This window comes from Streptomyces sp. NPDC005494 (assembly GCF_042872025.1).
Classification (GTDB): Bacteria; Actinomycetota; Actinomycetes; order Streptomycetales; family Streptomycetaceae; genus Streptomyces.
Genome location: NZ_JBIAJR010000006.1, coordinates 217529 through 241689, shown reverse-complemented (window position 1 = coordinate 241689; position 24161 = coordinate 217529). Strand labels below are relative to the sequence as shown.

The following is a 24161-nucleotide window of genomic DNA, read 5'->3' as shown; positions in this document are numbered from 1 at the left end:
GCCATTCGCCCGGGGGGTGCTTTCCGGCCGACCCCCCGAACACCCGGATACCGGACAGCTTCCACCGGGTGACGCTGACGCGTCGGCGCGCGCCCGGGACGGCGGTGACCCCGGGACGGCGGTGGCCCCGGACCTCGACGAGCGAGGGCCGGGGCCACCGGAAATCCTGGACGACGGGAACCGTCAGAGCTCCTGTCGGTAGGCCTCCGCCACCTTCAGGAACACGTCGTTGGCCTCGGTCTCCCCGATCGTGACCCGTACGCCCTCACCGGCGAACGGCCGCACCACCACCCCCGCCCGCTCGCAGACGCCCGCGAAGTCGAGGGTGCGGTCACCGAGCCTCAGCCAGACGAAGTTCGCCTGGGACTCCGGAACGGTCCAGCCCTGGCGCACGAGGCCGTCGTACACCCGGGTGCGCTCGCCCACCAGCGTGCCGACCCGCCCCAGCAGCTCGTCCTCGGCACGCAGCGACGCCACCGCCGCGTCCTGGGCGACCTGGCTGACGCCGAAGGGAACGGCCGTCTTGCGCAGGGCCGCGGCCACGGGCTCGTGCGCCACCGCGAAGCCGACCCGCAGCCCCGCGAGGCCGTAGGCCTTGGAGAAGGTACGGAGCACGGCGACGTTCGGCCGCTCCCGGTAGATCTCGATGCCGTCCGGCACGTCGGCGTCCCGGATGAACTCCTTGTACGCCTCGTCGAGCACCACCAGCACATCGGCGGGCACCCGGTCCAGGAACCGCTCCAGCTCCGCCCTGCGCACCACGGTGCCGGTCGGGTTGTTCGGGTTGCAGACGAAGATCAGCCGGGTCCGGTCGGTGACCGCTCCGGCCATCGCGTCGAGATCGTGCACCTCTCCGCCGGTCAGCGGCACCTTGACCGACCTCGCGCCGCTGACCTGGGTGATGATCGGGTACGCCTCGAACGAGCGCCAGGCGTAGATGACCTCGTCACCCGGCCCGGACGTGGCCTGGAGCAGCTGCTGAGCGACACCGACCGAGCCGGTCCCGGTGGCCAGATGGGAGACGGGCACGCCGAACCGGTCGGCCAGCTCGTTCATCAGGCCGGTGCAGGCCATGTCCGGGTACCTGTTGAAGGTGGAGGCGGCGGCGAGCGCCGACTCCATGACGCCCGGCAACGGGGGATAGGGGTTCTCGTTGGAGGACAGCTTGAAGGCAACCGCTCCTTCGGCACCCGCCGGCTTGCCCGGCACATACGCAGGGACGCCGTCCAGCTCGGCGCGCAGCTTGGGGCTCGTCTCGCTCACCGCAGGTCCTCCTCGACCGTCCGTTCACAGCAATACTGCTCACCTTATGAGGATTGGGCTCTCCTGCGAATGGCCGGAATCCGAAATCGTCCGCCGCGGACGAGGTGCCGGGCACGCGTGGCTCCGACGCCCCACCCGAGAGGGGGAGCGTCACGCATACCGCCGCGCGCCGGTCGCTCACTCCGTGGCGCGCATCCCTCGAACAGGTGAGTTGAGACCTCTTCGAGATATGGGCCATTCAGCAGGTCCATGCGCGTCGATGCATGACACATCAACCTCCAGGGCCTCAACGCCCTTGCTTCACAAGGCATTTACACCTTACTGACCATGCAGAAACGTGCCTGTCAATGCGTGCATATGCGTCCGCCCCGACCCCGCGTCGGAGCCCTACTATCGGCTCGCTATGACAGCAGCAGGGAAGCACCAGGTGAGCCGGACAGATACGCCCCGGCGCAACGGCCGGCAAGGACGGGCGGGCATCCGGGATGTAGCCGCGGCGGCCGGGGTCTCCATCACGACCGTGTCCGACGCCCTCAACGGCAAGGGCCGGCTCCCGGATGCCACCCGCCGCCATGTCCGCGAGGTCGCCGAACGCCTGGGCTACCGCCCGTCCGCGGCGGCCCGAACCCTCCGTACCGGCAAGTCAGGACTTATCGGCCTGACCGTGACCACCTACGGGGATGAACCTTTCACCTTCACCGAATTCGCGTATTTCGCGGAGATGGCGAGGGCCGCGACCTCGGCCGCTCTCGCCCGTGGCTACGCGCTCGTGATCCTGCCCGCCACCTCACGACACGACGTCTGGTCGAACGTCGCCCTCGACGGAACGGTCGTGATCGACCCCTCCGACCAGGACCCCGTGGTCACCGAACTCGTGCGCCAGGGGCTGCCCGTCGTCTCCGACGGCCGCCCGGACGGGTCGCTCCCGGTCACGGCCTGGGTCGACAACGATCACCGGGCGGCGGTGCTCGACCTGCTGGACCACCTCGCGGCCGCGGGAGCACGCCGTATCGGCCTGCTGACCGGCACCACCACCGACACGTACACCCGCCTCTCCACCACCGCCTACCTCCACTGGTGCGAGCGGGTCGGCCAGGACCCGGTCTACGAGTCCTACCCCGCCCACGACCCCTGCGCCGGGGCCGTCGCCGCCGACCGTCTCCTCGCCCGCCCGGACCGCCCCGACGCCGTCTACGGGCTCTTCGATCCCAACGGGACCGATCTGCTCGCCGCCGCCCGCCGCTACGGTCTGCGGGTCCCTGACGACCTCCTGCTGGTCTGCTGCAGCGAGTCCACCGTGTACGCGTCGACCGAGCCCCCCATCACGACGCTCTCGCTGAAGCCCCGCAGAATCGGCACGGCAGTCGTCCAGCTCCTCATCGACGCCATCGAAGGGGTCGAGCACGAGGGGCCGGTGGAGCAGGTGATACCGACGGAGCTCATCGTCCGGACGTCCTCCCAGCGGCGTCCGCCACGCACCACGGTCAGCGCACCGCGGTCGCCCGCCGGGGACTGATCGGTCCAATCCGGACCAAAGGGTCGGTGAACCTGGTGCGCGCGAGGATTCACCACCCCTGGTGCGTCACACAGCACGATCCGCATTCCTATGATGGGCGCACGACACCGCGGACCACCTCTACCAGGCAGGGCCCGTCAGGTGTACGGCGGCGCGACGGTGGTGGAGGGGTCGATGACTCAGGGGGCCGGTCAGGAACCCGTAGTGCGGACAGCGACGTTGCGTGACTTCCGCGTACCGCCGTATGCGCAGGCGCCGATGCCGCCGCCCCCGCCGGTGCCGCACCCCGGCAACGCCGCGGTGGGCGACGAGCCGCCGGAGGGGTACACCCCCACCGAGCGCGATCTTCCGGTGATCAACCGCGGTGACACCGTCCAGGTGCAGGCCGTCCCGGAGCCCCGGCCGGCCGACGACCAGGGCCGCGGACCGCTGTACGTCGTGGGAGACGTCCACGGCTATCTGGACGAGCTCCTGGCCGCCCTGGGCGAGCAGGGTCTCGTCGACGCGGACGGCAGCTGGGCGGCCGGCAACGCCAGACTCTGGTTCCTCGGCGACTTCACCGACCGAGGCCCGGACGGCATCGGCGTCATCGATCTCGTCATGCGTCTCTCCGCGGAGGCCGCGGCGGCGGGCGGGTACTGCAAGGCCCTCATGGGCAACCACGAGCTGCTGCTGATCGGCGCCAAGAAGTTCGGCGACACCCCGGTGAACTCCGGTGCGGGCACCGCGACCTTCCAGGCCGCCTGGCTGCTCAACGGCGGCCAGAAGACGGACATGGAGCGGCTTCAGGACGTCCACCTCCAGTGGATGGCGCGGCTCGACGCGGTGGTCGAGGAGGACGGGCATCTGCTGATGCACTCCGACACGACGGCCTACCTCGACTACGGGTCCACCATCGAGGACGTCAACGACACCGTGCACGCCATCCTCACGCGGAACGACGCCGACGAGTGCTGGGACCTCTTCCGCAAGCTCACCAAGCGGTTCGCCTTCCGCGACGAGGGCGGGGCGCAGGCCGTCCGTGAACTGATGTCGACGTACGGCGGACAGCGCGTCGTCCACGGTCACAGCCCCATTCCGTACCTGCTGGGCGAGGTCGGTTCGGAGGACGGCGAGGAGGCGGCACGTCCCGTGGTGGACGGTCCGCACGTCTACGCGGAGGGGCTGGCCATCGCCATGGACGGCGGAGTGACCATGGCCGGAAAGCTGCTGGTCGTCCAACTCCCCCTGCATGACTGACGCCCGCGAGGGAAGACGCATCACGACCTGACACCGCGGGCTGCTGGGCCTATTTCCGGAAACCCCCTGTCACGCCGTGCCGTAGGCGCTCTACCATCGGCCTATCAGTAGCAGGCTCTCCTCCGTTTCCGCCCGATCGCCCGGCCCTGCGCGGTCGGTCAGGCCTTACGGAGCATCGGGGGATGCACATGAATAGCGCTCCGCACCTGCTGGCCGAGGACCGCCCCGAATACGAGCGGATCCTTGCCGACGCGCTGCGTCACGCTCACGAACGACCGGATCTGGCCGGAATCGGTGACCGACTCAATGCGGAACAGTTGCGGACCATGGCGCTGGAAGCCACACCGCTGATCACCGCGGCGGCCACAACCGAGTACCAGCACTACGTGAAGGTCCGGGGCGAGCTGCGTGGGCCCGACGATCCGGGGGATCGCGACTCCGTCCTCGAACCCGCCACCGGGGAACCGGACACCGAGGGCGCCGGCACCCTGGCGGTGATCACCGCGCTCGCTCCCGTTCTAGCGGGCGCGGCCGCCTTGATATTTCTGCTGGTCGGCTATGTGCTGAAGGCAGTCAGCCCGGCCCTCGCCTTCGCCGGGACCATGGTCACCGCCGGATGGTTCTTCGCGGCTGTCGCCGCCGCGGCCATCCTCGTCGCGGCGGTGGGGCTCCTTCTCACCGCGCTGCACAACGGCGCCACCGCGCTGCCCGCCGTGGACGAGGAGGAGGAACTTCCGGAGGACGTGGCGCGCGCCCGGGAAGCCTGGCGGCACGCCCTGCTGGAACGCGGCATCCTGCCCTTCCTGCGGGACGCCCTGGCCGACCCGACCGCCGGACCCGCCTCGCGCACACCGCACCGTTCGGCCGGTCGCATCCCGAAGATCGGTTACAGCAGGCCTGACTTCACCGGACCGCAGGACGGGCCGTCGGCCGGCCCGCGCCCGACGTTCACCAGCCCCGACTTCACCAGCCCGGACTTCGGGGGCCCCGAGCACCAGCCGGAGTAACCGCAACGGCCCGTGAGCACGCGCGGGAGTGCGCGCGGTTCACCGGCAGCGGCGGGCACCCCGGCCATGCCCCCGGTCACGCCGGGAGGGAGACCGGCGCTGTCCCCCGGTCACGCCGGGAGGGAGACCGGCGCTGTCCCCCGGTCGCACCCGGAGGACAGCGGCCCTTCCTCAGTCCGCGATCGGCAGGTAGACCCTGTTACCGGCTGCCGCGAACTCCCTGGACTTCTCGGCCATCCCCGCCTCGATGTCGGCCTGTTCGTCCCCGTGCTCCCGCCGGATGTCGTGGGAGATCTTCATCGAGCAGAACTTCGGGCCGCACATCGAGCAGAAGTGCGCCGTCTTCGCCGGCTCGGCCGGCAGCGTCTCGTCGTGGAACTCCCGTGCCGTGTCCGGGTCGAGCGCCAGGTTGAACTGGTCCTCCCAGCGGAATTCGAAGCGGGCGTCCGACAGCGCGTCGTCCCACTCCTGTGCCCCCGGGTGCCCCTTGGCGAGATCCGCCGCATGAGCCGCGATCTTGTACGTGATGACGCCCGTCTTGACGTCATCGCGGTTGGGGAGACCCAGGTGTTCCTTGGGTGTGACGTAACAGAGCATCGCCGTCCCCCACCAGGCGATCATCGCCGCGCCGATGCCCGAGGTGATGTGGTCGTACGCGGGAGCGACGTCGGTGGTCAGAGGGCCCAGCGTGTAGAACGGGGCCTCCTCACAGATCTCCTGCTGGAGATCGATGTTCTCCTTGATCTTGTGCATCGGGACATGGCCCGGACCCTCGATCATCGTCTGGACGCCGAACCGCTTGGCGACCGTGTTGAGCTCGCCGAGCGTACGGAGCTCGGCGAACTGCGCCTCGTCGTTGGCGTCGGCGATGGAGCCCGGACGCAGCCCGTCGCCCAGCGAGTACGTCACGTCGTAGGCGGCGAGGATCTCGCAGAGCTCCTCGAAGTGCTCGTAGAGGAACGACTCCTTGTGGTGCGCCAGGCACCACGCCGCCATGATCGATCCCCCGCGGGAGACGATCCCCGTCTTGCGACGGGCCGTCAGCGGGACGTACGGAAGGCGGACCCCGGCGTGCACCGTCATGTAGTCGACGCCCTGCTCCGCCTGCTCGATCACCGTGTCCTTGTAGATCTCCCAGGTCAGCTCCTCGGCGCGGCCGTCGACCTTCTCCAGTGCCTGGTAGAGGGGCACGGTGCCGATCGGCACCGGGGAGTTGCGCAGGACCCACTCGCGGGTGGTGTGGATGTTGCGGCCGGTGGAGAGGTCCATGACCGTGTCGGCGCCCCACCGGGTGGCCCAGGTCATCTTGTCCACCTCCTCCTCGATGGACGAGGTGACCGCCGAGTTGCCGATGTTGGCGTTGACCTTCACCAGGAAGCGCTTACCGATGATCATCGGCTCGATCTCCGGGTGGTTGACGTTCGCCGGCAGTACCGCCCGGCCCGCCGCGATCTCCTCGCGCACCACCTCGGGTCCGACGTTCTCCCGGATCGCCACGTACTCCATCTCCGGAGTGATCTCGCCGCGCCGGGCATAGGCGAGCTGGGTCACCGGCCCGCCGTCCCTGCTGCGCCGGGGCTGGCGTGGGCGGCCGGGGAAGACCGCGTCGAGGTTGCGCAGCCCGCCACGGGGCGACGTGTGCTTGAGACCGTCGTCCTCGGGGCGCGCGGGGCGGCCCGCGTACTCCTCGGTGTCCCCGCGGGCGATGATCCAGCTCTCCCGGAGGGGCGCGAGGCCGCGGCGTACGTCGGTGTCGGTGGCGGGATCGGTGTACGGCCCGGACGTGTCGTACAGCGTCACGTCCGTGCCGTTGGTGAGGTGCACCTGACGGACCGGCACCCGGAGGTCCGGGCGTGAGCCCTGGACGTATCCCTTGTGCCAGCCGATGGACTTCCCGGCCTCGTCGTTCTGCGCATTCTGCGCAATCCGCCCCGAGGCAGGCGTGCGTGCGTCCGCTGTGGTCATGAGACCTACTCCCTACGCCGGCATTACCCGGTAACAGGTTCGGCGGTCGGCGCAGCGTGTTCCGTACGGATGTACGGAGGTCAGCGCCCTCTCAGCCCGGTGCTCCGAGCTCCCGCGTGTACAAATGTGCCTCAACGCTAACCTCCCGTCTGGCGTGCTGGCCAGAGGGCCTCCCGGGTTCTTGGGATGATCGCCCCGTGACGTCTCCCGGAAGCGCCCCCGAACCCCACGGCCCCGCAACAGGCAGTACGCAGAGTCATGTGCACGCCCACAGCCACACCCATGGCCCCGCCGCGCCGGTGTCCAAGCATCTGCGCAAGGTCATCGCTGCCGTGGTCATCCCCTTCGCCACCGCGGTCCTGGTGGGTCTCGTGGCGTTCTGGCCGGGCGGCGCCCCCGCCCACGAGCGCACGGGGGTCGGCTTCGACCGGCAGACCCAGGAGGGCCGGGTGACGAAGGTCGTGTCGGTGGACTGCGCGGACGTCAACGCGTCGCAGGTCCCGCCGACCGGCGACACGTCGACCGCTTCGGGGCAGGAGGCCGTCAACGCGCAGTCGGGGCAGTGCAAGAAGGCGACGGTCGAGGTGACCACCGGCAAGGACAAGGGCCGTACGTTCGTCGAGGTCGTCCAGCCCGACGCCCCCCGCCAACTCCACGAAGGCCAGGGCGTGGTGGTGGCATACGCCCCCGACGCCCCTCGTGACCTGCAGTATTCGGTGACGGACGTGGACCGCGCGCTGCCGATGGCCATCCTGGCCGGGATCTTCGCCCTCGCGGTCGTCGTGGTCGGGAGGATGCGCGGGCTCATGGCGCTGATCGCGCTCGCCGTCTCCTTCGGGGTACTGACCGTGTTCATCCTGCCGGCCATCCTGCAGGGCTCGAATCCGCTCGTCGTCGCGGTGATCGGGGCGAGCGCCATCATGCTGATCGCCCTCTACACCTGCCACGGCCTGACGGCCCGCACATCCGTGGCCGTCATCGGCACCCTCATCTCACTCCTGTTGATCGGGCTGCTGGGCTCGCTGTTCATCGACTGGGCCAGCCTGTCCGGAAACACGGACGACAACACCGGTCTCATCCACGGGCTCTATCCGGAGATCGACATGAGCGGCCTGCTCCTGGCCGGTGTGATCATCGGTTCGCTCGGTGTGCTCGACGACGTGACCGTCACCCAGACGTCGGCGGTCTGGGAGCTGCACCAGGCCGATCCGACAATGGGCGTGCGGCGGCTCTACCGGGCGGGCATCAGGATCGGGCGCGACCACATCGCCTCGGTCGTCAACACCCTCGTCCTGGCCTACGCGGGCGCCGCCCTGCCCCTGCTGCTGCTCTTCTCCATCGCCCAGAGCAGCGTGGGGACCGTCGCCAACAGTGAACTGGTGGCGGAGGAGATCGTCCGGACACTGGTCGGATCGATCGGGCTGGTCGCCTCGGTGCCGGTGACGACGGTGCTCGCGGCCCTGGTGGTCTCCGCGGACCGCACGGGGCCCGGCGCGGAAGCCGGAGCTCCTGCACCCGCGCGGACCGGGAGGGGCCGGCGCCGCAAGGCGTGAGCCGCGAGGCCGGAGACATGGAGCCGGGCCTCCGGTGTTCGATGTTCAGCCGGGCCTTCGAGCTCAGCCGGCGTTCTGTTCCTTGGCGAGGATGCGCCCCAGAGCCTCTTCGAGATTGCCGTCGAAGTCACCCAGCGTGTGCTCCTGACCCAGTGGCACCAGTTTGTCCGTCCGGTCGAGAAAGGCCACAAGGGGTGCTGTCCCGGCCCGGAAGAGCGCACGGTCGGCACCGACCTGCAGGCGGATGTGTACATCGGAGAGCCCTTCGGGCTCGGTGGGGGCGATGTGCACATCGCCGTCACCACTGGGGCTGTTGAGGCCGTCGAGCAGCAGCTCACGGCCGAACGCCCAGGTGACGGGGGCGTCACCGGGCAGATGGAAGGTCATCCGGATCGCATACGGATCGCTGACTTCGTACCGGAGTTCCACCGGAATACGGAAGGAGAGCTCCTCGGAAACGAGGAAGCTCATCATGACCTCTGCTTGAACCGACTCGCGCATCGTTCAACCCCGCAGTAGATGAAACTGGCCAGGAATGATCCCCCGTGGCCCTATTGACGCCATCGTGGTGCAAGCGATAGCAGATCACAAGGAGTGATTTTTCAGATACTGATAGAGAACACGAACGAGCGCAAGAGGGTGGTCACTTCGCAGCGTAGTTGTTCGACTGCGGGGAGCAACCGTTCTTCTTGGCGCAAGGGGAGAGAAACAGCCATGGCCGCCACAGCGGAGCCGACGGTGATCGGAATGGCGGCACAGACCGTTCCCATCACGTACTCCTGTCGTTCGATGACAGGTTCCGTACGTTTCATCGATCTCAGCCTGGCCAGAAACGCCTGACGGTCCCTTACGGAGTAACGAGTCAACGGGCGGACGGGGTGCCGGTCCAGATGATCCTCCCGCGCACGCTCGTCGAGCTGGCTCAGGAGACACTGGCCGAGGGCGTGGGCATGACCCGTCTCGCGGAACGAGGCCCACTCACGCACCGCGGGCAGTGAGGGGGTGTCGGCGACCGCGACCATCTCGATCTCGCCGTCCCGGTACAGGGCGCAGTAGACGGGGGCACCGATGACGTCCGCCCAGTGCGCGAGCGAGTCGACGATCACGCCGGGCCGCGGGGTCGCAGGACCACCGCCCAGACGTTCCGCGGCGTCGCCGAAGAGGAAGACGCCGTTCTCCCTGCGGAGGTAGCCCTCGTGCGTCAGGGTGCGCAGCAGGTGATAGGCGGTGGGAAGGGGAAGTCCCGCCTCACGGGCGAGCTGCTTCGCCGGAGCCCCGTCCCGATGAGTGCCCACAGCCTCCATAAGTCTCAACGCACGCTGAACCGAACCGATCAACGTCGGGACAGCGGTACTCGATGCCGTGGTCACAGGTCACCCCCAGGCATGGTGACGGGCTCTCAGCCCTCCCGCGGGGGCCGCCCCCACGGGCCCGCCGCGAGCCTGGGGTCCGGAGACCGGACGGTCGCACAAACCACTGGGCAGGATGGTGACGGGCCGTCATTTCCCAGCTGGCGGCAGCGTTACGTCACTGTATCGGCACGTTCAGTCACGGGTGAGGTTTCGTCCCGGACTTAGCTCTGCTGGGCTAATCGCCGAATGCGCGGCCCCATAACCGGACCGCAGGCCCCGCGCGCTCCGGCGTGCGCCTGCCGCCCGCGCGCCGGCCCGGCCCTGCGCGCAGGCCCCCGTACGTGCGCCTGCGCCGGTCGTGCGCCTGGTCAGTGCGGGCGCGGCCAGATCGTCAACCTGGCCCTGGGCGTGCCGGGCCACGATCGTGCGCCCGGCTCGTCGGCAGCGACCGTACGCCTGCCGGCCCCCTTACCAGTCGCTGCGCTCGGAGGAGGACAGGAACTTCCGCACCACGAAGACCAGACCGCCGACCAGGACGACGAAGACCAGCACCTTGAACAGCAGGCCGATGACGAAGCCGATCACACTGGCGATCAGTCCGCCGAACACCACGATCGCGATGAGGGGCACCGCGACCCACTTCACCCACCAGGGCATCCCCGCGAAAATCTCCCGCACCGCCATCGCCGCTACCTCGTCTCTGTGAGTTCCTGCTGCTTCGATGCTAGAGGCGCGAGGGGGGCCGGCGGGGTGCCGGGAGCCCTTGAAGTCCCCTGAGCGATCCCCTAGGGAACGCCCGGGTCCGCGAGCGCCCGGCACCAGGGAGACCTCGGGTCGCTCAGCCCTCCGGCGGCGAGAAGACCACCATCACCCGGAGGTCCTCGGTGATGTGGTGGAACTTGTGGGCCGTCCCCGCCGGTACGTAGACGACGCTCCCCCGCCCCACCTGAGTGGTCTCCATGCCGACCGTGATCGAGGCGCGCCCACTCACGACGAAGTACACCTCGTCCTGCTTGTGCGGCTGCTGAGGGTCGAGCTCGCCGGCGTCGAGGGCGTACAGGCCGACCGACATGTTGCGTTCCCGGATGAACTGCAGATAAGCACCGTCGTTGGCGGCGCGTTCCGCCTCCAGCTCGTCGAGTCTGAATGCCTTCATCGTCCGTCCGCCCCTCGCGCCCGTGCCGGTCTGCTGTGCCGGTGTCCGCCACCGATCATGTCTGCCACGATCAGACACATGAAGAATTTCGTAGTCAAGACGATCGCCAACGCGGGTGCGCTGGCCGTGGCCATCTGGCTGCTCCAGGACATCACGCTCACCGGGGACGACACCGGGCGCAAGGCGCTCACCCTGGTCCTGGTGGCGCTCCTCTTCGGCCTGGTGAATTTCGTCGTCAAGCCGGTCGTGCAGCTGCTCACGCTCCCCTTGTTCATCCTGACGCTCGGCCTGATCACACTCGTGGTCAACGCGCTGATGCTGCTGCTGACCTCCTGGCTGGCCGACCTCGTCGATCTGAACTTCCACGTCGAGGGCTTCTGGACGGCTGTGCTGGGCGGTCTGATCATCTCGGTCGTGTCCTGGGCCCTCAATGTCGTGCTCCCCGACGAGGACTGATCCGTCCCCTGGTGACACAGTGCAGAGCGGTCCGGTGAACGCCGGGGAGAGATGAGGAATCAAGAATGAGCACCACGGGCGACGGAACACTGGCGGTACGAGCGGGCCTGCCGGCGCCGGAACAGTACGAACCCACCCTTCCCGGTCCGGTCTTCGCCGCGCACTTCCACCTGTCCGGAGAACCGGTCGGCCCCTACACCTACGGCCGTGAGACGAACCCGACCTGGACCCACCTGGAGCGGGCCATCGGCGAGCTGGAGGCGCCGGGGGAGCAGGTCGAGACGACGGTCTTCGCCTCCGGCATGGCGGCCGTCTCCGCCGTGCTGCTGTCCCAGGCGCGCGCGGGCGACGTCGTGGTCCTCCCGGACGACGGCTACCAGGCTCTTCCTCTGGTGCGGGAACAGCTGGAGGCGTACGGCGTCGAGGTGCGGACCGCGCCCACCGGCGGCGATGCCCAGCTGGAGCTCCTGCAGGGTGCGAAGCTCCTCTGGATCGAGACCCCCTCCAACCCCGGACTCGACGTCTGTGACGTCCGCAGGCTCGTCGAGGCGGCCCGTGCGGCGGGTGTGCTCGTCGCCGTCGACAACACCCTGGCCACCCCGCTGGGACAGCGCCCCCTCGAACTGGGCGCGGACTTCTCCGTGGCCAGCGACACCAAGGGAATGACGGGCCACGGGGACATCCTGCTCGGCCATGTGACCTGCCGGGATCCGCAGCTCGCTGCGGGCGTGCGCCGCTGGCGCAAGGTGGTCGGGGCGATCCCCGGCCCCATGGAGGCCTGGCTCGCACACCGTTCGCTGGCCACCCTCCAGCTGCGCGTCGACCGTCAGTGCGCGACCGCGCTGTCCCTGGCCGAGGTGCTGGCCGAGCGGACGGACGTGTCGGGGGTGCGCTACCCAGGGCTGCCCGGCGACCCCTCGTATCCGACCGCCGTCCGGCAGATGCGGCGCTTCGGCTCCGTGGTCTCCTTCGTGCTGGCCGACGCGGACACCGCTGAGCGCTTCCTGGCCGCGCTGCGACTGGTCGACGACGCGACGAGTTTCGGCGGACTGCGTTCCACCGCCGAGCGCCGGGCGCGCTGGGGCGGAGACGCCGTGCCGGAGGGCTTCGTCCGCTTCTCGGTGGGAGCGGAGGACCCCGAGGACCTGCTGGCGGACGTCGTGCGCGCGCTCGACGAGGCCGCGCTCTGACCGACGCGCTCCCCCTGAGCACGACCGGTCCTGGCGGGGCCGGTCCGGGACGGGCGTCCCCGTCCACCGGACCGGCCCCGCCCGGGACGAGCGGTCCGGGCCTCCCCCCTCATGGCTCGGACCGCCCCGGTTCCAGCGCCGAGAACCGCCTGGACAAGGCTAGTTGACTGTGCGTCAGTGTCCAATCACAGTAGCGACAGCGGCCTATCGACATATTTATGGTTGGGCGATCGCGACGGACGGTGCGGGCTGGCGCAGTGTCGGAGGGGGGCGAACCATGGACTTGGCCCTGCTCCGCACGTTCGTCACCGTGCACCGAGCCGGTTCCTTCACCCGGGCAGCCGCGCTGCTCGGTCTCTCCCAGCCGGCCGTGACCTCGCAGATACGGACGCTGGAGCGCCAGCTGGGACGCCCTCTGTTCCTGCGCAGGGCCCGCGGAGTCACCCCGACCACGGTCGGCGACGAGCTCGCGCACCGGGCCGCGCCGCACCTGGACGCGCTGGTCGACATCGTCGAGGCCGGACTCGACGAGGAGTCCGGGGTACGGACCCTGCACCTGGCCGGGCCTCCGGAATTCACGTCCATGCGTGCGCTGCCCGCCCTTACCCCGCTGGTCGCCCAAGGGCTCGCCCTGCGCAGCAGCTTCCTCGCCCATTCCGAGGAGGCGCTGGAGGGCCTGGCCGCAGGACACCATGATCTGGCCATCACCACAGCCCGTCCGCGCGGTGGGCTGCTCACCTCCACCACACTCTGCGACGAGGAACACGTGCTGGTCGCGGCGCCCCGCTGGGCCGGGCGCCTGGGGCCAGGGGCGTTGCGGCACAAGGGGCCCGTCATCCTGGAACAGCTTCCGGTCGTGGAGGTGCACGAAAGTCTCCCCTTGGTCGCCCGCTACTGGGCAGCCGTGTTCGACAGCCGCCCCGCCGCTTCCGCCGCCGTGATCGCGCCGGATCTCCGCAGCGTGCTGGAATGCGCGGCAGCGGGCGCCGGCCTCGCCGTACTGCCGCGTTATCTCTGCGCCGCCGCACTTGAGCGGGGTGAGGTCGTGGCGCTGCTCGACCCGCCGGTGCCGCCGCTCCGCACGTATTTCCTCGTCGCGCGCACCGGCACACTCGGTCTCCCGCACATCGCGCGGGCGCACGAGTGGCTGGTGCGCGCTGCCGTGGACTGGTGACCGGTCGGCTCAGGGGAGTTTCAGACCGGGTTTCCTGGGCCACTCTCTTGCCATGACCGAACGTCCAGTGGTCAAGCGCACAGCACGGGCCGTCCTGCTCGACGGCGACGACCTCATCCTCATCAAACGGACAAAGCCAGGAGTAGACCCGTACTGGCTCACGCCCGGTGGCGGCGTCGAGCCGGAGGACGCCACCGTCGTCGAAGCGCTGCACCGCGAGCTCGACGAGGAACTCGGCGCAAAGGTCGTCGACGTCGTTCCCTGCTTCGTCGACACCGTCGAACACATCGCGGGTGACGGCGTCACCGGCGTGAAGGTGCAGCACTTTTTCGTCTGCCGACTGGCGTCCATGGACCTGTCGCTCCGGCACGGCCCGGAGATCGACGAACCCTGTGGGGAGTACGAGGTCGTGCGCGTGCCCTTCAGCCGCGTCGGTATCGCGGCCGTCCATCTCGTGCCACTGTCCCTGCGGCACTACCTGGACGGCAACATCGAGGGCGTGCGAGCGATGCACGCACCGGACCTGGGCTGATACCCGGTACCCGACCCGCGGGCTGATGCCCGCGACCCAGCACCCGGGGCGGGCCGAGCCCGGTAGCCCGGCACTGCGTGTACGCCCGGGCCGGTAGACGCGGATACTCCCGCTGTCAGATGACCTGGCGCTGCGTGCTTGCCACTGTGTTTCACGTGAAACCACTCAAGCGTCCGGCTCGCCGAAGCATCCTCGTCGCCCATGTGGCCATCTCCGTGGGCTGGCTGGGCCTCGCTGTGGGGCTGCTCGCTCTGGGCCTCACCGCGTTCCTCACCCACGACGCCGCTACGGCCGAGGCAGCCACCCGTGCCATGAAGGTCTTCAGCGACTGGCTCGTCGTGCCGGTCGCTCTTCTGTCCCTGGTCAGCGGCCTGGCCCTGGCGCTCGGCACCTCGTGGGGCCTGGCCAGGCACCGGTGGGTCTGGGCGAAGTTCTGGCTGACGCTGATCACAGCGGGCCTGTCGGTCTTCGCCCTACGCCCGGCGATCGACGAGGCCGCGGCCCGGGGCGCTGCTGACATCGACCTCGTCATCGCGCCCTCGGTGGCCACGGCCACCTATCTCTTCGTCACCGCGATATCGGTGCTGAAGCCGTGGGGACCGACTCGCCGGGGCCGACGGCTGCGGCCGGCTCGGGAGAGTGTGTCGCGACCAGCCGGCCTGGGGTGACCGTGCGGCGCTCGAGCGCACCGGAGAGCAGCGCCAGAAGCAGTGCCGAGGCAGCCAGAGCCGCGCCGACCCAGTTGGGCGCGGTGTATCCGAGACCTGCCGCGATGACGATCCCGCCGAGCCAGGCGGAGAGCGCGTTGCCGAGGTTGAAGGCCCCGATGTTGACTGCCGACGCCAGGGTGGGCGCGCCCGCGGCCTGGTCGAGTACACGCTTCTGGAGCGGGGGCACGGTCGCGAAACCCAGTCCTCCGATGAGGACGATGGTGATCGCGGCGGTGACCTTGTTGTGTGCGGTCAGGGTGAACAGGGCCAGGACCGTGGCAAGCGCACCGAGCGACACATAGAGCATCGGCATCAGATGACGGTCGGCGAACTTCCCTCCGAGCAGGTTCCCGCCGACCATGCCGAGCCCGAAGAGCACCAGCAGCCAGGTGACGGAAGACGTCGCGTAGCCGGCGGTCTCCGTCATCATCGGCGTGATGTAGGTGATCGCCGCGAAGACGCCACCGAAGCCCAGCACGGTCATCGCCATGGCGAGCAGCACCTGGACGTTCCGGAATGCGGCCAGTTCGTGGCGGATGCGCACGCCTTCGGGCTTGGGCTGCTCGGGAATAAGCTTCGCCACACCGAGGAGCCCCAGTACGCCGAGTGCGGCGACGACGAGAAATGTGATGCGCCAGCCGAAGTTCTGGCCGACGTACGTCCCCAAGGGGACTCCGACGACGTTGGCGACAGTGAGCCCGGTGAACATCATGGCGATGGCACCGGCCTTCTTCGCCGGGGCGACCAGGTCCGCGGCCACGACCGAACCGATGCCGAAGAAGGCTCCGTGGGCGAGTGAGGCGATGACCCGGCCGGCGAGCATGACCCCGAACACCGGGGCAAGTGCGGAGACCATGTTGCCGACGATGAAGAGGCCCATCAGGACCATCAGCATGCGTTTGCGGGTCACCCGGGTGCCCAGGAACGTCATGAGCGGAGCGCCGAGTACGACGCCGAGCGCGTAGCCGGTCACCAGGAACCCTGCGGTCGGGATCGAGACCTGGAAGTCCGCCGCGACATCAGGGAGCAACCCCATGATCACGAACTCGGTGGTTCCGATACCGAATGCCCCGATGGCGAGGGCGAGGAGCGCGAGCGGCATGGGTTCACCTTCCCTGAAGATTGCGCGTGCACCTTACGAGCGTCCACAATAATTGCAGACGCCTGATAATTGCAAACGCGGGCTATTGCGTACGTGCCCTATCCTGGAGGCAAGCAGCTCCCGCCCGGAGGAGAGACCCATGACAGCGACCGATCCCGCACTGACGGCCCTCGCCCAGAGCTGGTGCGCCCTCTCCCTGCTCCACGGCAAGATCGAGGCCCGCATCGAACGGGCGCTGCAGTCTCACCACGACCTCAGCGCTCGCGAGTTCTCGCTGCTCGACGTCCTGAGCCGCCAGCACAGCGGCACGGGCGGCCACCTGCAGATGAAGCAGGTCGCGGACGCCGTGGTGCTGAGCCAGAGCGCCACCACCCGGCTGGTCACACGACTCGAGGACCGGGGCCTGCTCACCCGGTATCTGTGCGACACGGACCGGCGAGGCATCTACACGGACGTCACCGAAGCGGGGCTCGAGTTGCTGAGCCAGGCCAGGCCGACCAACGACACCGCGCTGCGCGCGGCACTGGACGAGGCCGCCGAGAATCCGGAGCTCGCCCCTCTGGTCCGTACGGTCGAGGCACTCAAGGTCCCCGCCTGAACCGGACGGTTTGCGTAGTCTGCCGATCATGAACGATCTCGACATACGCCCCGCGGCACTCACCGACATCCCGGCCATCGTGGCCATGCTCGCCGACGACCCCCTCGGTGCACAGCGTGAGTCCCTGGACGACCTCGCCCCGTACGACGCCGCCTTCCGGCGGCTGGCCGGCGATCCCAACCAGCACCTGGTGGTGGCGGTGCGCGAGACGCGCGTCGTGGGGACCCTCCAGCTCACGATCGTGCCCGGGCTGTCCAGGCGAGGCGCGACCCGGTCGGTCATCGAGGGCGTCCGCGTCCACGCCGATGAACGGAGCAGCGGCCTCGGTACCCAGCTCATCCAGTGGGCGGTGGACGAGTCCCGGCGCCAAGGCTGCCAGCTGGCGCAGCTGACGTCGGACGCGAGCCGCACCGACGCCCACCGCTTCTACGAGCGGCTCGGGTTCACCCCGAGCCATGTGGGGTTCAAACTCGCACTCTGACCCTGTGCCTCCGGGCGGCGGCTCTCAGCACTGCGGAAGGAAGCACGTGCAGCGCATCGACGACGAACAGCGCCGGGCCAGGCTCGGCCGACGCCATCTGCTGGCTCCCTCCGTGCGGGCGGCCTCCGTGGTCACGGTGGCCGACGCCGTGGTGGCCCTGCACGCGACCGATGCCGCCACCGTGTACCTCTCCGCGTGCGCGAGGCTGGCCGATCCCTCGGTCGCGGCGGTGGAGCGGGCGCTCTACGAGGACGTCTCCCTGGTGCGGCTGCTGTCCATGCGGAACACCCTCTTCACCATGTCCACGGAGGTAGCGCCCGCCGTCGACGCGTCCAACGCCCGTTCCGTGGCAGCCGACGAGCGCCGCCGGCTCCTCAAGCATCTCCGAGAGGACGGGCAAGGGCTGGACGAACGGTGGCTCGCCGACACCGAGCGGGACACCGTGGCCGCTCTGGCCTCCCTCGGCCAGGCCACGGGAAGCGAGCTCTCAGCCGCCGTACCGGCGCTGCGGACGAAGATCACCGCCTTCCCCGGCACCAAGCAGGAGACGGTGCAGGGCGTGGCCTCCCGTGTGATCCGGGTTCTGGCCGCCGACGGGCGCATCCGGCGGGACCGGCCACGCGGCTCCTGGACCTCCAGCCAGTTCCGCTGGACGGCCTCCGAGCCCTGGCCCACCGCCGACCCCGACCGGGCACGGGCCGACGTCGCCGGCCGCTGGCTCCGCTCGTACGGCCCCGCGACGGAGGCCGACCTCAAGTGGTGGACGGGCTGGGGCATCCGCCAGACGCGTGCGGCTCTGGCCGCCTGCGGTGCCGAAGAGGTTCTGCTCGACAGCGGAGCGTCCGGTTGGGTGGCCCCGGGCGACCACGACGCGGAGCCCACCCCCGAGCCCTGGGCTGCTCTGCTGCCCGGCCTGGACCCGAGCGCGATGGGATGGGCGGACCGCGGGTTTCACCTGCCCGCCGCCCACCGTCCCGCGCTCTTCGACCGCGCCGGCAACATCGGGCCCACGGTCTGGTGGAACGGCGAGATCGTCGGCGGCTGGGCTCAGCGGGCAGACGGCGAGCCGGTCTGGCGGCTGCTCTCCGATGTGGGCAGGGAGGCCGCAGAGCTCATCGAGGCGGAGGCCTCCCGACTGTCGGCATGGGTGGGCGAAGCCCGGGTCACTCCCCGCTTCCGTACGCCTCTGGAGCGCGAGCTGACGGCCTGAGCCGTCCTCGTGGAGCGAAAGGGCCCACGCCCGGCCCGGCCGGTCCGCCGTTTCACGTGAAACGGCGGACCGGCGCGCTCAGACGGGAAGACCTCGCCAACCACCGTCGTCCACACCGCCGGGGACAGCGGCGCTCCGGTCGTACGGCTCCCGGGTGAAGACGAACGAACCCAGATCGAGGTGGTCCACCGAGCCGTCGTCGGCTCTCACGGCCCGGAGCGTCTCTCCCGCGTAGTAACCGTTGAGGCCCGTCCACGTCCCGTCCGGGCACGCCCTGAAGCGTGCAGACCGGCCGGGGCCTCGCAACGGGAGGAGCTCCAGGCCGCGGTTCGCCAGCAGCTTCAGGCCGTACGCATAGGTCCCCCAGTACCAGGGACCGGTCAGCGCCAGCAGCTCCTCGTCGACCTCGGGCATGGGGCGCCAGGGTTCCGGGATCCTCGGCTCCGCCTCGGCGACGATCTCCACGAGGTCCCCCGCGACCGTCCCCGTGAGCGGACCCGAGGTGGCGTTGGAGAGCACCACGGCAGCCACGTCGTCCTCGACGCTGAACCACAGGGTGGCGAGGAAGCCCGGCAGCGATCCCGAGTGGCCGATGAGTGTGCGACTCTGCCGCCGTACCGACTGGAGGCCGAGCCCATAGGCTCCTGTCCAGTCGCCGGCCTCGGGCGGGGCGGCGGGGGCACGCATCTCCTCGACCGAGGACGCACTCAGCACGCGTTCATCACCCCGCGCCAGGAAAGAGGCGAACCGGAGAAGATCAGTGGTGGTCGACCAGAGCTGCCCTGCGGGCGCCATCAGCCCCAGGTCCTCGGCCGGCTCGGGCAGCATGACATCCGCCCATGGGTGGACCGCCCATCCTCCCGCGTGCGGAGCCGACGCGTGCGGAGCCGTACGATCCATGCCCAGCGGTTCCAGGATCTCGCGGCGCAGCACTTCCGCCCACGTCGCACCGCGCAGTTCCTCGACGAGCGAACCGAGCAGGGTGTAGCCGGGATTCGAGTAATGGTGCCCGTGCCCCGCCGGGTGGACCACCGGCCTCTCACCGAGCACATCGGCCAGCTCGGGGCGGGTGCTCCCCGGCGTCCGCTCCCACCAGGGGGACGGCGTCTCGGCCGCCAGACCTGCGCTGTGTCCCAGCAGTTGGAAGATGGTCGCCTGCCCGGCCCCCGTACCGGGCAGATGCTTCTCCAGCTGGTCGTCCAGATCGAGCAGCCCCTCGTCGCGCAGACGCATCACCAGAACCGCGGTGAACGTCTTGGTGATGGAGCCGATCCTGTACTGCGTGTCGCCGTCGGGCTCATGGCCGTCCACGCAGCTCCGCGCACCACTCCAGGCGACCCGCCCCTCGCGCTGGACGGCGGCGGCGAGGGACGGGGTCCGGCCTTCGGCCTGCGCCCTGGCGATGCGGTGCAGCAGGGCTCGGCGGGTACTGGAAAGCAGTGCATCGGATGAGGTCATGCCCAAGGATGACCCGGGCCCTCACCGCGTGACGAACCCATTTACCGGGCGCCGCCGGCCCCTGTCGGCATCAGCCGCGCCCCATGCCCGGCAGGACACGGTGTCCGGGCTCAGCGGATACGGCTGTACGTCCTGACCAGCACGCCGTTGTCGAAGGTGCGCACACTCTCCAGAGTGAAGTCGATGGCCGCGAACTCCGTCCCGAACATCGGCATGCCCGCTCCGTACACCTGCGGATAGGTCTTGACGACGAGTTCGTCGACCTCGTCGATCAGCTCACCGGCCAGCCGGGAGCCTCCGCAGAGCCAGATGTCCTGGCCGCTCTCCTCCGCCTTGAGCTTCCTGATCCGGCCGACCAGGTCCTCGGAGATGATCTCCACATTCGGATCGGGGGACTCACCGAGTGACCGCGAGGCAACCAGCTCCCGCATCTGGCCGTACGGACTGGTGATGCCCGCGTCCAGGGCCAGTTGATAGCTGGCCCTCCCCTGGACCACGGTGTCGAAACGCTGGTTCCTGGCGTCACCGACTCCCAGGATCTCGCGCCCCTGCACCGCGATCGTCTCGGGATACTCCGACTTCAGGAACTCCAGGAACTCCTCGGTGACGTAGGACATCATCGAGGAGGCGTCACCGGCCGGATCCCCGATGAAGCCGTCGATCGAGCAGGCGACGAAGTACGTGAGCTTGCGCATGGATCCCCGTTCGTAAAAGGCTTGTCGGCCGTGAACGGACCACACCGCGGGTTCCGGCACGATAACCGCGCTCACACTGCTTCAGCCACAGTGATCGCGCAAGCCTCCGCCGGTGTCCTCGAAGTCGGCGCGGGGGTACCCCGGTTGGGTCGCTCGCCCGCCGGTTCATGGCGACCGGGAAGGCACGCGTGCAGCCAGGAGGCGTTCCGGGGAGGCCGCCCAGGAGAGCGTGGTGCCCCCGTTCCCGTTTCTGCCGGGCTCGCCCCCGTTTCTGCTGACGGACAAGTCCGCCCCGACCGGCCCTCGTCCTCACTAACGTCCGGACCATGACTACGGTGACGACACGCACGGTCGAGTATCCGGCCGACGGCATGACGATGATCGGACATCTGGCGCTCCCGGCCGGTACCGCTCGACGGCCGGGCGTACTGATCGGGCCCGAGGGTCCAGGTCTGAACGACTTCCAGCGCCGACGCGCGGACGCCCTTGCCGAACTGGGCTATGTGGCCCTGGCCTTCGACATCCACGGCGGGCACTGGTTCACCGACCCCCAGGAGATGCTGGCCCGTGTGAACCCGCTCCTGGCCGATCCCCACAGGATGCGGAACATCGGCCACGCGGCGCTGGACGTGCTGCGTGCCGAACCGCGGACGGATCCCCGCAACATCGCCGCTGTCGGCTACGGCACCGGGGGCGCGATCGCCCTGGAACTCGGGCGCGACGGGGTCGACCTGCGTGCCATCGCGACGGTCAACGCACTGACGACGGGCCCTCCAGGCGATGCCGCACGCATCCGCTGCCCTGTGTGGGCCGGGGTCGGATCGGAGGACCCGATCATGCCGGCGGAACAACGGGACGCGTTCGCCGCCGAGATGCAGGCCGCAGGCGTCGACTGGCGCCTCGTGGTCTACGGCGGCGCCCTGCACGCCTTCCACCACCCGCCGGTCGACCAGACCGTGCTCCCGGGCGTCGGCCACCACCCGCAGCACGCTCGGCGGGCCTGGAACGACGTCGTCGGCCTGCTCGCGGAATGCATGCCGTGAGCGGAGGTGCCTGGGTCCCTGTCGCCCCGGCACGGCCGCCCGGGGGCCACACGGCTTCCGAGAGCCGCGGGCACAGGGGGTCTCGCCGCCGACGACATGCCGATCTCCGACGAGGTCCTCCGATGAGTTTCCCGCGCCGTGTCGGTCTGTACGCGTGAGACCCACTCACGGAAGGCTGGCGTCATGCGGAAACTGACCTACGGCATGAACTTGAGCCTGGACGGCTACATCGCCGCCCCCGGCGACGACATCGGCTGGAGCGTGCCGAGCGACGAGCTGTTCCAGTACTGGTCCGACCAGCTGCGGGCGACCGACCTGACGCTGTACGGGCGCAAGCTGTGGCTGACGATGAGCTCGTACTGGCCGACCGGTGACCAGCAGCCCGGCGCCACCCCGGCGGAGATCGAGTTCGCGCGCCGCTGGCGGGACATGTCGAAAGTGGTGTTCTCCTCATCGATCGACAGGACCGACTGGAACACCCGCCTGGTCCCCGGAGACGCGGTCGCCGAGATCACCCGGCTCAAGGCCGAGGACGGCGGCCCGATGGACATCGGCGGCGCGACGCTCGCCGCGGCGGCCATGCGGGCCGGGCTGATCGACGAGTACGTGCTGGCCACCGCGCCGGTCCTGGTGGGCGGCGGCACGCCGTTCTTCACCGTGCTGGACAGCTGGGTGAACCTGAATCTGGTGGAGACGCGGACGTTTCCCGACGGCGTGGTCCTGACCAGATACGAGACAAGGCGCTGAGCGACTTCCCGCAGATCCGGTCCACCTGAGCGGACCGGCGGATGCCGGGCACCGGCATCACGGCCCGATCACCTCTACGAACGAACGGCTTGACCTGCCGGTCTCGGATTCGTGGCGGACATGCCATCGCTCGGCCGTCGGCCGTGAGATCCGGCCACGCAATCCGAGACCCCGCAGGGAACACTCAGGTCTGGGCCATGTCCACGAAGCGGGAATAGTGGCCCTGGAACGCCACCGTGATCGTCGCCGTCGGGCCGTTACGGTGCTTGGCCACGATCAGGTCCGCCTCGCCCGCGCGGGGGGACTCCTTCTCGTACGCGTCCTCCCGGTGCAGCAGGATCACCATGTCGGCGTCCTGCTCGATGGAACCGGACTCGCGGAGGTCGGAGACCATCGGCTTCTTGTCCGTGCGCTGTTCGGGACCACGGTTCAGCTGCGAGAGGGCGATGACGGGAAGCTCCAGCTCCTTGGCGAGCAGCTTGAGGTTTCGCGACATGTCCGAGACCTCCTGCTGACGGCTCTCGGCCCTCTTGGCCCCACCCGACTGCATCAGCTGCAGATAGTCGATGACCACCAGCTTGAGTTCGTTGCGCTGCTTGAGGCGTCGGCATTTCGCCCTGATCTCCATCATGGAGAGGTTCGGCGAGTCGTCGATGTAGAGCGGCGCGGCCGACACGTCCGGCATGCGACGGGCGAGCCTCGTCCAGTCCTCGTCGGTCATCGTGCCGGAGCGCATGTGGTGCAGGGCGACCCGGGCCTCGGCGGACAGGAGGCGCATCGCGATCTCGTTGCGCCCCATTTCCAGGGAGAAGATCACGCTCGGGAGGTTGCTCTTGATCGAGCACGCGCGGGCGAAGTCCAGGGCGAGGGTCGACTTACCCATGGCGGGACGGGCCGCGATGACGATCATCTGGCCGGGGTGCAGGCCGTTCGTCAGGGCGTCGAGGTCGGTGAAGCCGGTCGGCACACCGGTCATCTCACCGCTGCGGGAACCGATGGCCTCGATCTCGTCGAGAGCGCCCTCCATGATGTCGCCGAGCGGCAGGTAGTCCTCGCTGGTGCGCTGCTCGGTGACGGCGTAGATCTCGGCCTGCGCCGAGTTCACGATCTCGTCGACGTCGCCGTCGGCCGCGTATCCCATCTGGGTGATCTTCGTGCCGGCTTCCACGAGGCGCCGCAGGACGGCCCGCTCATGGACGATCTCGGCGTAGTACGAGGCGTTGGCCGCGGTAGGCACCGACTGCACCAGCGTGTGCAGGTACGGCGCCCCGCCGACCTTGGTGATCTCGCCGCGCTTGACCAGCTCGGCCGCCACGGTGATCGGGTCGGCGGGCTCCCCCTTGGCGTACAGGTCGAGGATCGCCGTGTAGACCGTCTCGTGTGCCGGACGGTAGAAGTCGTGGCCCTTGATGATCTCCACGACGTCGGCGATGGCGTCCTTGGAGAGCAGCATGCCGCCGAGGACGGACTGCTCGGCGTCGAGATCCTGCGGAGGCACCCGCTCGAAGCCCGACGACCCGCCGTCCCAGCCGCTCTCCCGGCCTCGCTCGTGCTGCTCGTCGCGCCCCTTGCCCTCCCCGCGGCGCTGACGGGAGACGGGCAGACGGTCACTGGGACCGACATCGGCCCAGGGATCGTCCAAAGGCTCGGGAATGCTCACCGGGCCACCTCCTCCCGTCCGCTTCGCGGACCTAGCCGTGCCACTCTTTCTTAC

Annotated in this window: 24 protein-coding genes and 1 riboswitch; of the genes, 14 read left to right on the top strand and 10 right to left on the bottom strand. The window is 69.4% G+C overall.

Translation table 11 applies throughout. From position 1 onward, the window contains the following. Positions 1–183: 183 nt before the first annotated feature. Positions 184–1263: a histidinol-phosphate transaminase gene (hisC, locus tag ACFYQ6_RS19705; protein WP_388763994.1), complete on the bottom strand. Its 1080-nt coding sequence runs from the start codon at positions 1261–1263 to the stop codon at positions 184–186. Between the two features lie 403 nt (positions 1264–1666). Between hisC and ACFYQ6_RS19700 the strand changes: the two genes are divergently transcribed. The 3 genes from ACFYQ6_RS19700 to ACFYQ6_RS19690 all read left to right on the top strand — a co-directional run bounded on the left by ACFYQ6_RS19700 (position 1667) and on the right by ACFYQ6_RS19690 (position 5025). Next, positions 1667–2779, top strand: a complete 1113-nt coding sequence (locus ACFYQ6_RS19700; protein ID WP_361579494.1) for a LacI family DNA-binding transcriptional regulator — start codon at positions 1667–1669, stop codon at positions 2777–2779. 174 nt (positions 2780–2953) lie between these two features. Beyond that, positions 2954–4018, top strand: a complete 1065-nt coding sequence (locus ACFYQ6_RS19695; protein ID WP_361579496.1) for a metallophosphoesterase — start codon at positions 2954–2956, stop codon at positions 4016–4018. 182 nt (positions 4019–4200) lie between these two features. Next, the gene (locus ACFYQ6_RS19690; RefSeq protein ID WP_361579498.1) at positions 4201–5025 is read left to right on the top strand and encodes a hypothetical protein; all 825 of its coding nucleotides are present in this window, start codon (positions 4201–4203) and stop codon (positions 5023–5025) included. A 171-nt stretch (positions 5026–5196) separates the two neighbouring features. On the opposite strand, the gene thiC is transcribed toward ACFYQ6_RS19690, so the two are convergent. Beyond that, on the bottom strand, positions 5197–6990 hold the full coding sequence (gene thiC / locus ACFYQ6_RS19685; RefSeq protein ID WP_361579500.1) for a phosphomethylpyrimidine synthase ThiC: 1794 nt from the start codon (positions 6988–6990) through the stop codon (positions 5197–5199). Beyond that, positions 6983–7116, bottom strand: a riboswitch (TPP riboswitch). Its footprint overlaps the gene before it by 8 nt. A 71-nt stretch (positions 7117–7187) precedes the next feature. Between thiC and ACFYQ6_RS19680 the strand changes: the two genes are divergently transcribed. After that, complete coding sequence (locus ACFYQ6_RS19680) at positions 7188–8543, top strand: YibE/F family protein (RefSeq protein WP_361579502.1); 1356 nt, start codon at positions 7188–7190, stop codon at positions 8541–8543. Positions 8544–8606: 63 nt separating this feature from the next. On the opposite strand, the gene ACFYQ6_RS19675 is transcribed toward ACFYQ6_RS19680, so the two are convergent. The 4 genes from ACFYQ6_RS19675 to ACFYQ6_RS19660 all read right to left on the bottom strand — a co-directional run bounded on the left by ACFYQ6_RS19675 (position 8607) and on the right by ACFYQ6_RS19660 (position 11051). Continuing rightward, entirely contained in the window at positions 8607–9044 is a 438-nt protein-coding gene (locus tag ACFYQ6_RS19675) for an SsgA family sporulation/cell division regulator (protein ID WP_145807947.1), read from the bottom strand. Positions 9045–9145: 101 nt separating this feature from the next. Continuing rightward, a complete protein-coding gene (locus tag ACFYQ6_RS19670) occupies positions 9146–9913 on the bottom strand; it encodes a helix-turn-helix domain-containing protein (protein ID WP_361579504.1) in 768 nt (255 codons plus the stop codon). Positions 9914–10363: 450 nt separating this feature from the next. Next, positions 10364–10573 (bottom strand): DUF5326 family protein, encoded by a 210-nt coding sequence (locus tag ACFYQ6_RS19665; protein ID WP_361579558.1) that lies wholly within the window; start codon positions 10571–10573, stop codon positions 10364–10366. A gap of 160 nt (positions 10574–10733) precedes the next feature. After that, on the bottom strand, positions 10734–11051 hold the full coding sequence (locus ACFYQ6_RS19660) for a cupin domain-containing protein (protein WP_326737448.1): 318 nt from the start codon (positions 11049–11051) through the stop codon (positions 10734–10736). A 78-nt stretch (positions 11052–11129) separates the two neighbouring features. On the opposite strand from ACFYQ6_RS19660, the gene ACFYQ6_RS19655 reads away from it, so the two are divergent. The 5 genes from ACFYQ6_RS19655 to ACFYQ6_RS19635 all read left to right on the top strand — a co-directional run bounded on the left by ACFYQ6_RS19655 (position 11130) and on the right by ACFYQ6_RS19635 (position 15071). Further along, entirely contained in the window at positions 11130–11507 is a 378-nt protein-coding gene (locus ACFYQ6_RS19655; protein ID WP_361579507.1) for a phage holin family protein, read from the top strand. A gap of 65 nt (positions 11508–11572) precedes the next feature. Next, positions 11573–12697, top strand: coding sequence for a cystathionine gamma-lyase (locus ACFYQ6_RS19650; protein WP_361579509.1), 1125 nt, complete (start codon positions 11573–11575; stop codon positions 12695–12697). 277 nt (positions 12698–12974) lie between these two features. Next, positions 12975–13871: a LysR family transcriptional regulator gene (locus ACFYQ6_RS19645; RefSeq protein ID WP_361579511.1), complete on the top strand. Its 897-nt coding sequence runs from the start codon at positions 12975–12977 to the stop codon at positions 13869–13871. A 52-nt stretch (positions 13872–13923) separates the two neighbouring features. Further along, positions 13924–14403 carry an NUDIX hydrolase gene (locus tag ACFYQ6_RS19640; protein WP_361579513.1) on the top strand — a complete coding sequence of 160 codons (480 nt, stop codon included), beginning with the start codon at positions 13924–13926 and terminating at the stop codon, positions 14401–14403. Positions 14404–14558: 155 nt separating this feature from the next. Then, a complete protein-coding gene (locus tag ACFYQ6_RS19635) occupies positions 14559–15071 on the top strand; it encodes a DUF2269 domain-containing protein (protein ID WP_388763988.1) in 513 nt (170 codons plus the stop codon). Here ACFYQ6_RS19635 and ACFYQ6_RS19630 read toward each other — a convergent pair. Continuing rightward, positions 14971–16215, bottom strand: coding sequence for an MFS transporter (locus tag ACFYQ6_RS19630; protein WP_388763986.1), 1245 nt, complete (start codon positions 16213–16215; stop codon positions 14971–14973). The two genes, ACFYQ6_RS19635 and ACFYQ6_RS19630, sit on opposite strands and share 101 nt — an antisense overlap. 139 nt (positions 16216–16354) lie before the next feature. Between ACFYQ6_RS19630 and ACFYQ6_RS19625 the strand changes: the two genes are divergently transcribed. The 3 genes from ACFYQ6_RS19625 to ACFYQ6_RS19615 are packed head-to-tail and all read left to right on the top strand — an operon-like array spanning position 16355 to position 18504. Next, complete coding sequence (locus tag ACFYQ6_RS19625) at positions 16355–16813, top strand: MarR family transcriptional regulator (RefSeq protein WP_356741931.1); 459 nt, start codon at positions 16355–16357, stop codon at positions 16811–16813. 28 nt (positions 16814–16841) lie between these two features. Further along, the gene (locus ACFYQ6_RS19620; RefSeq protein WP_361579518.1) at positions 16842–17294 is read left to right on the top strand and encodes a GNAT family N-acetyltransferase; all 453 of its coding nucleotides are present in this window, start codon (positions 16842–16844) and stop codon (positions 17292–17294) included. A gap of 46 nt (positions 17295–17340) precedes the next feature. Further along, complete coding sequence (locus ACFYQ6_RS19615; protein WP_361579520.1) at positions 17341–18504, top strand: winged helix DNA-binding domain-containing protein; 1164 nt, start codon at positions 17341–17343, stop codon at positions 18502–18504. Positions 18505–18582: 78 nt separating this feature from the next. Here the strand turns inward: ACFYQ6_RS19615 and ACFYQ6_RS19610 are convergent, their stop codons facing one another. Both ACFYQ6_RS19610 and ACFYQ6_RS19605 read right to left on the bottom strand, forming a co-directional pair. Then, positions 18583–19962 (bottom strand): serine hydrolase domain-containing protein, encoded by a 1380-nt coding sequence (locus ACFYQ6_RS19610; RefSeq protein WP_388763984.1) that lies wholly within the window; start codon positions 19960–19962, stop codon positions 18583–18585. Positions 19963–20072: 110 nt separating this feature from the next. Then, positions 20073–20657, bottom strand: a complete 585-nt coding sequence (locus tag ACFYQ6_RS19605; protein WP_361579524.1) for a dihydrofolate reductase family protein — start codon at positions 20655–20657, stop codon at positions 20073–20075. A gap of 326 nt (positions 20658–20983) precedes the next feature. Here ACFYQ6_RS19605 and ACFYQ6_RS19600 point away from each other — a divergent pair, with 326 nt between their 5' ends. Further along, positions 20984–21700: a dienelactone hydrolase family protein gene (locus ACFYQ6_RS19600; RefSeq protein WP_361579526.1), complete on the top strand. Its 717-nt coding sequence runs from the start codon at positions 20984–20986 to the stop codon at positions 21698–21700. A 183-nt stretch (positions 21701–21883) separates the two neighbouring features. Beyond that, positions 21884–22447 carry a dihydrofolate reductase family protein gene (locus tag ACFYQ6_RS19595; protein WP_361579528.1) on the top strand — a complete coding sequence of 188 codons (564 nt, stop codon included), beginning with the start codon at positions 21884–21886 and terminating at the stop codon, positions 22445–22447. 184 nt (positions 22448–22631) lie between these two features. Here the strand turns inward: ACFYQ6_RS19595 and dnaB are convergent, their stop codons facing one another. Next, positions 22632–24089 (bottom strand): replicative DNA helicase, encoded by a 1458-nt coding sequence (gene dnaB, locus ACFYQ6_RS19590; protein WP_356742080.1) that lies wholly within the window; start codon positions 24087–24089, stop codon positions 22632–22634. Positions 24090–24161 lie beyond the last annotated feature (72 nt).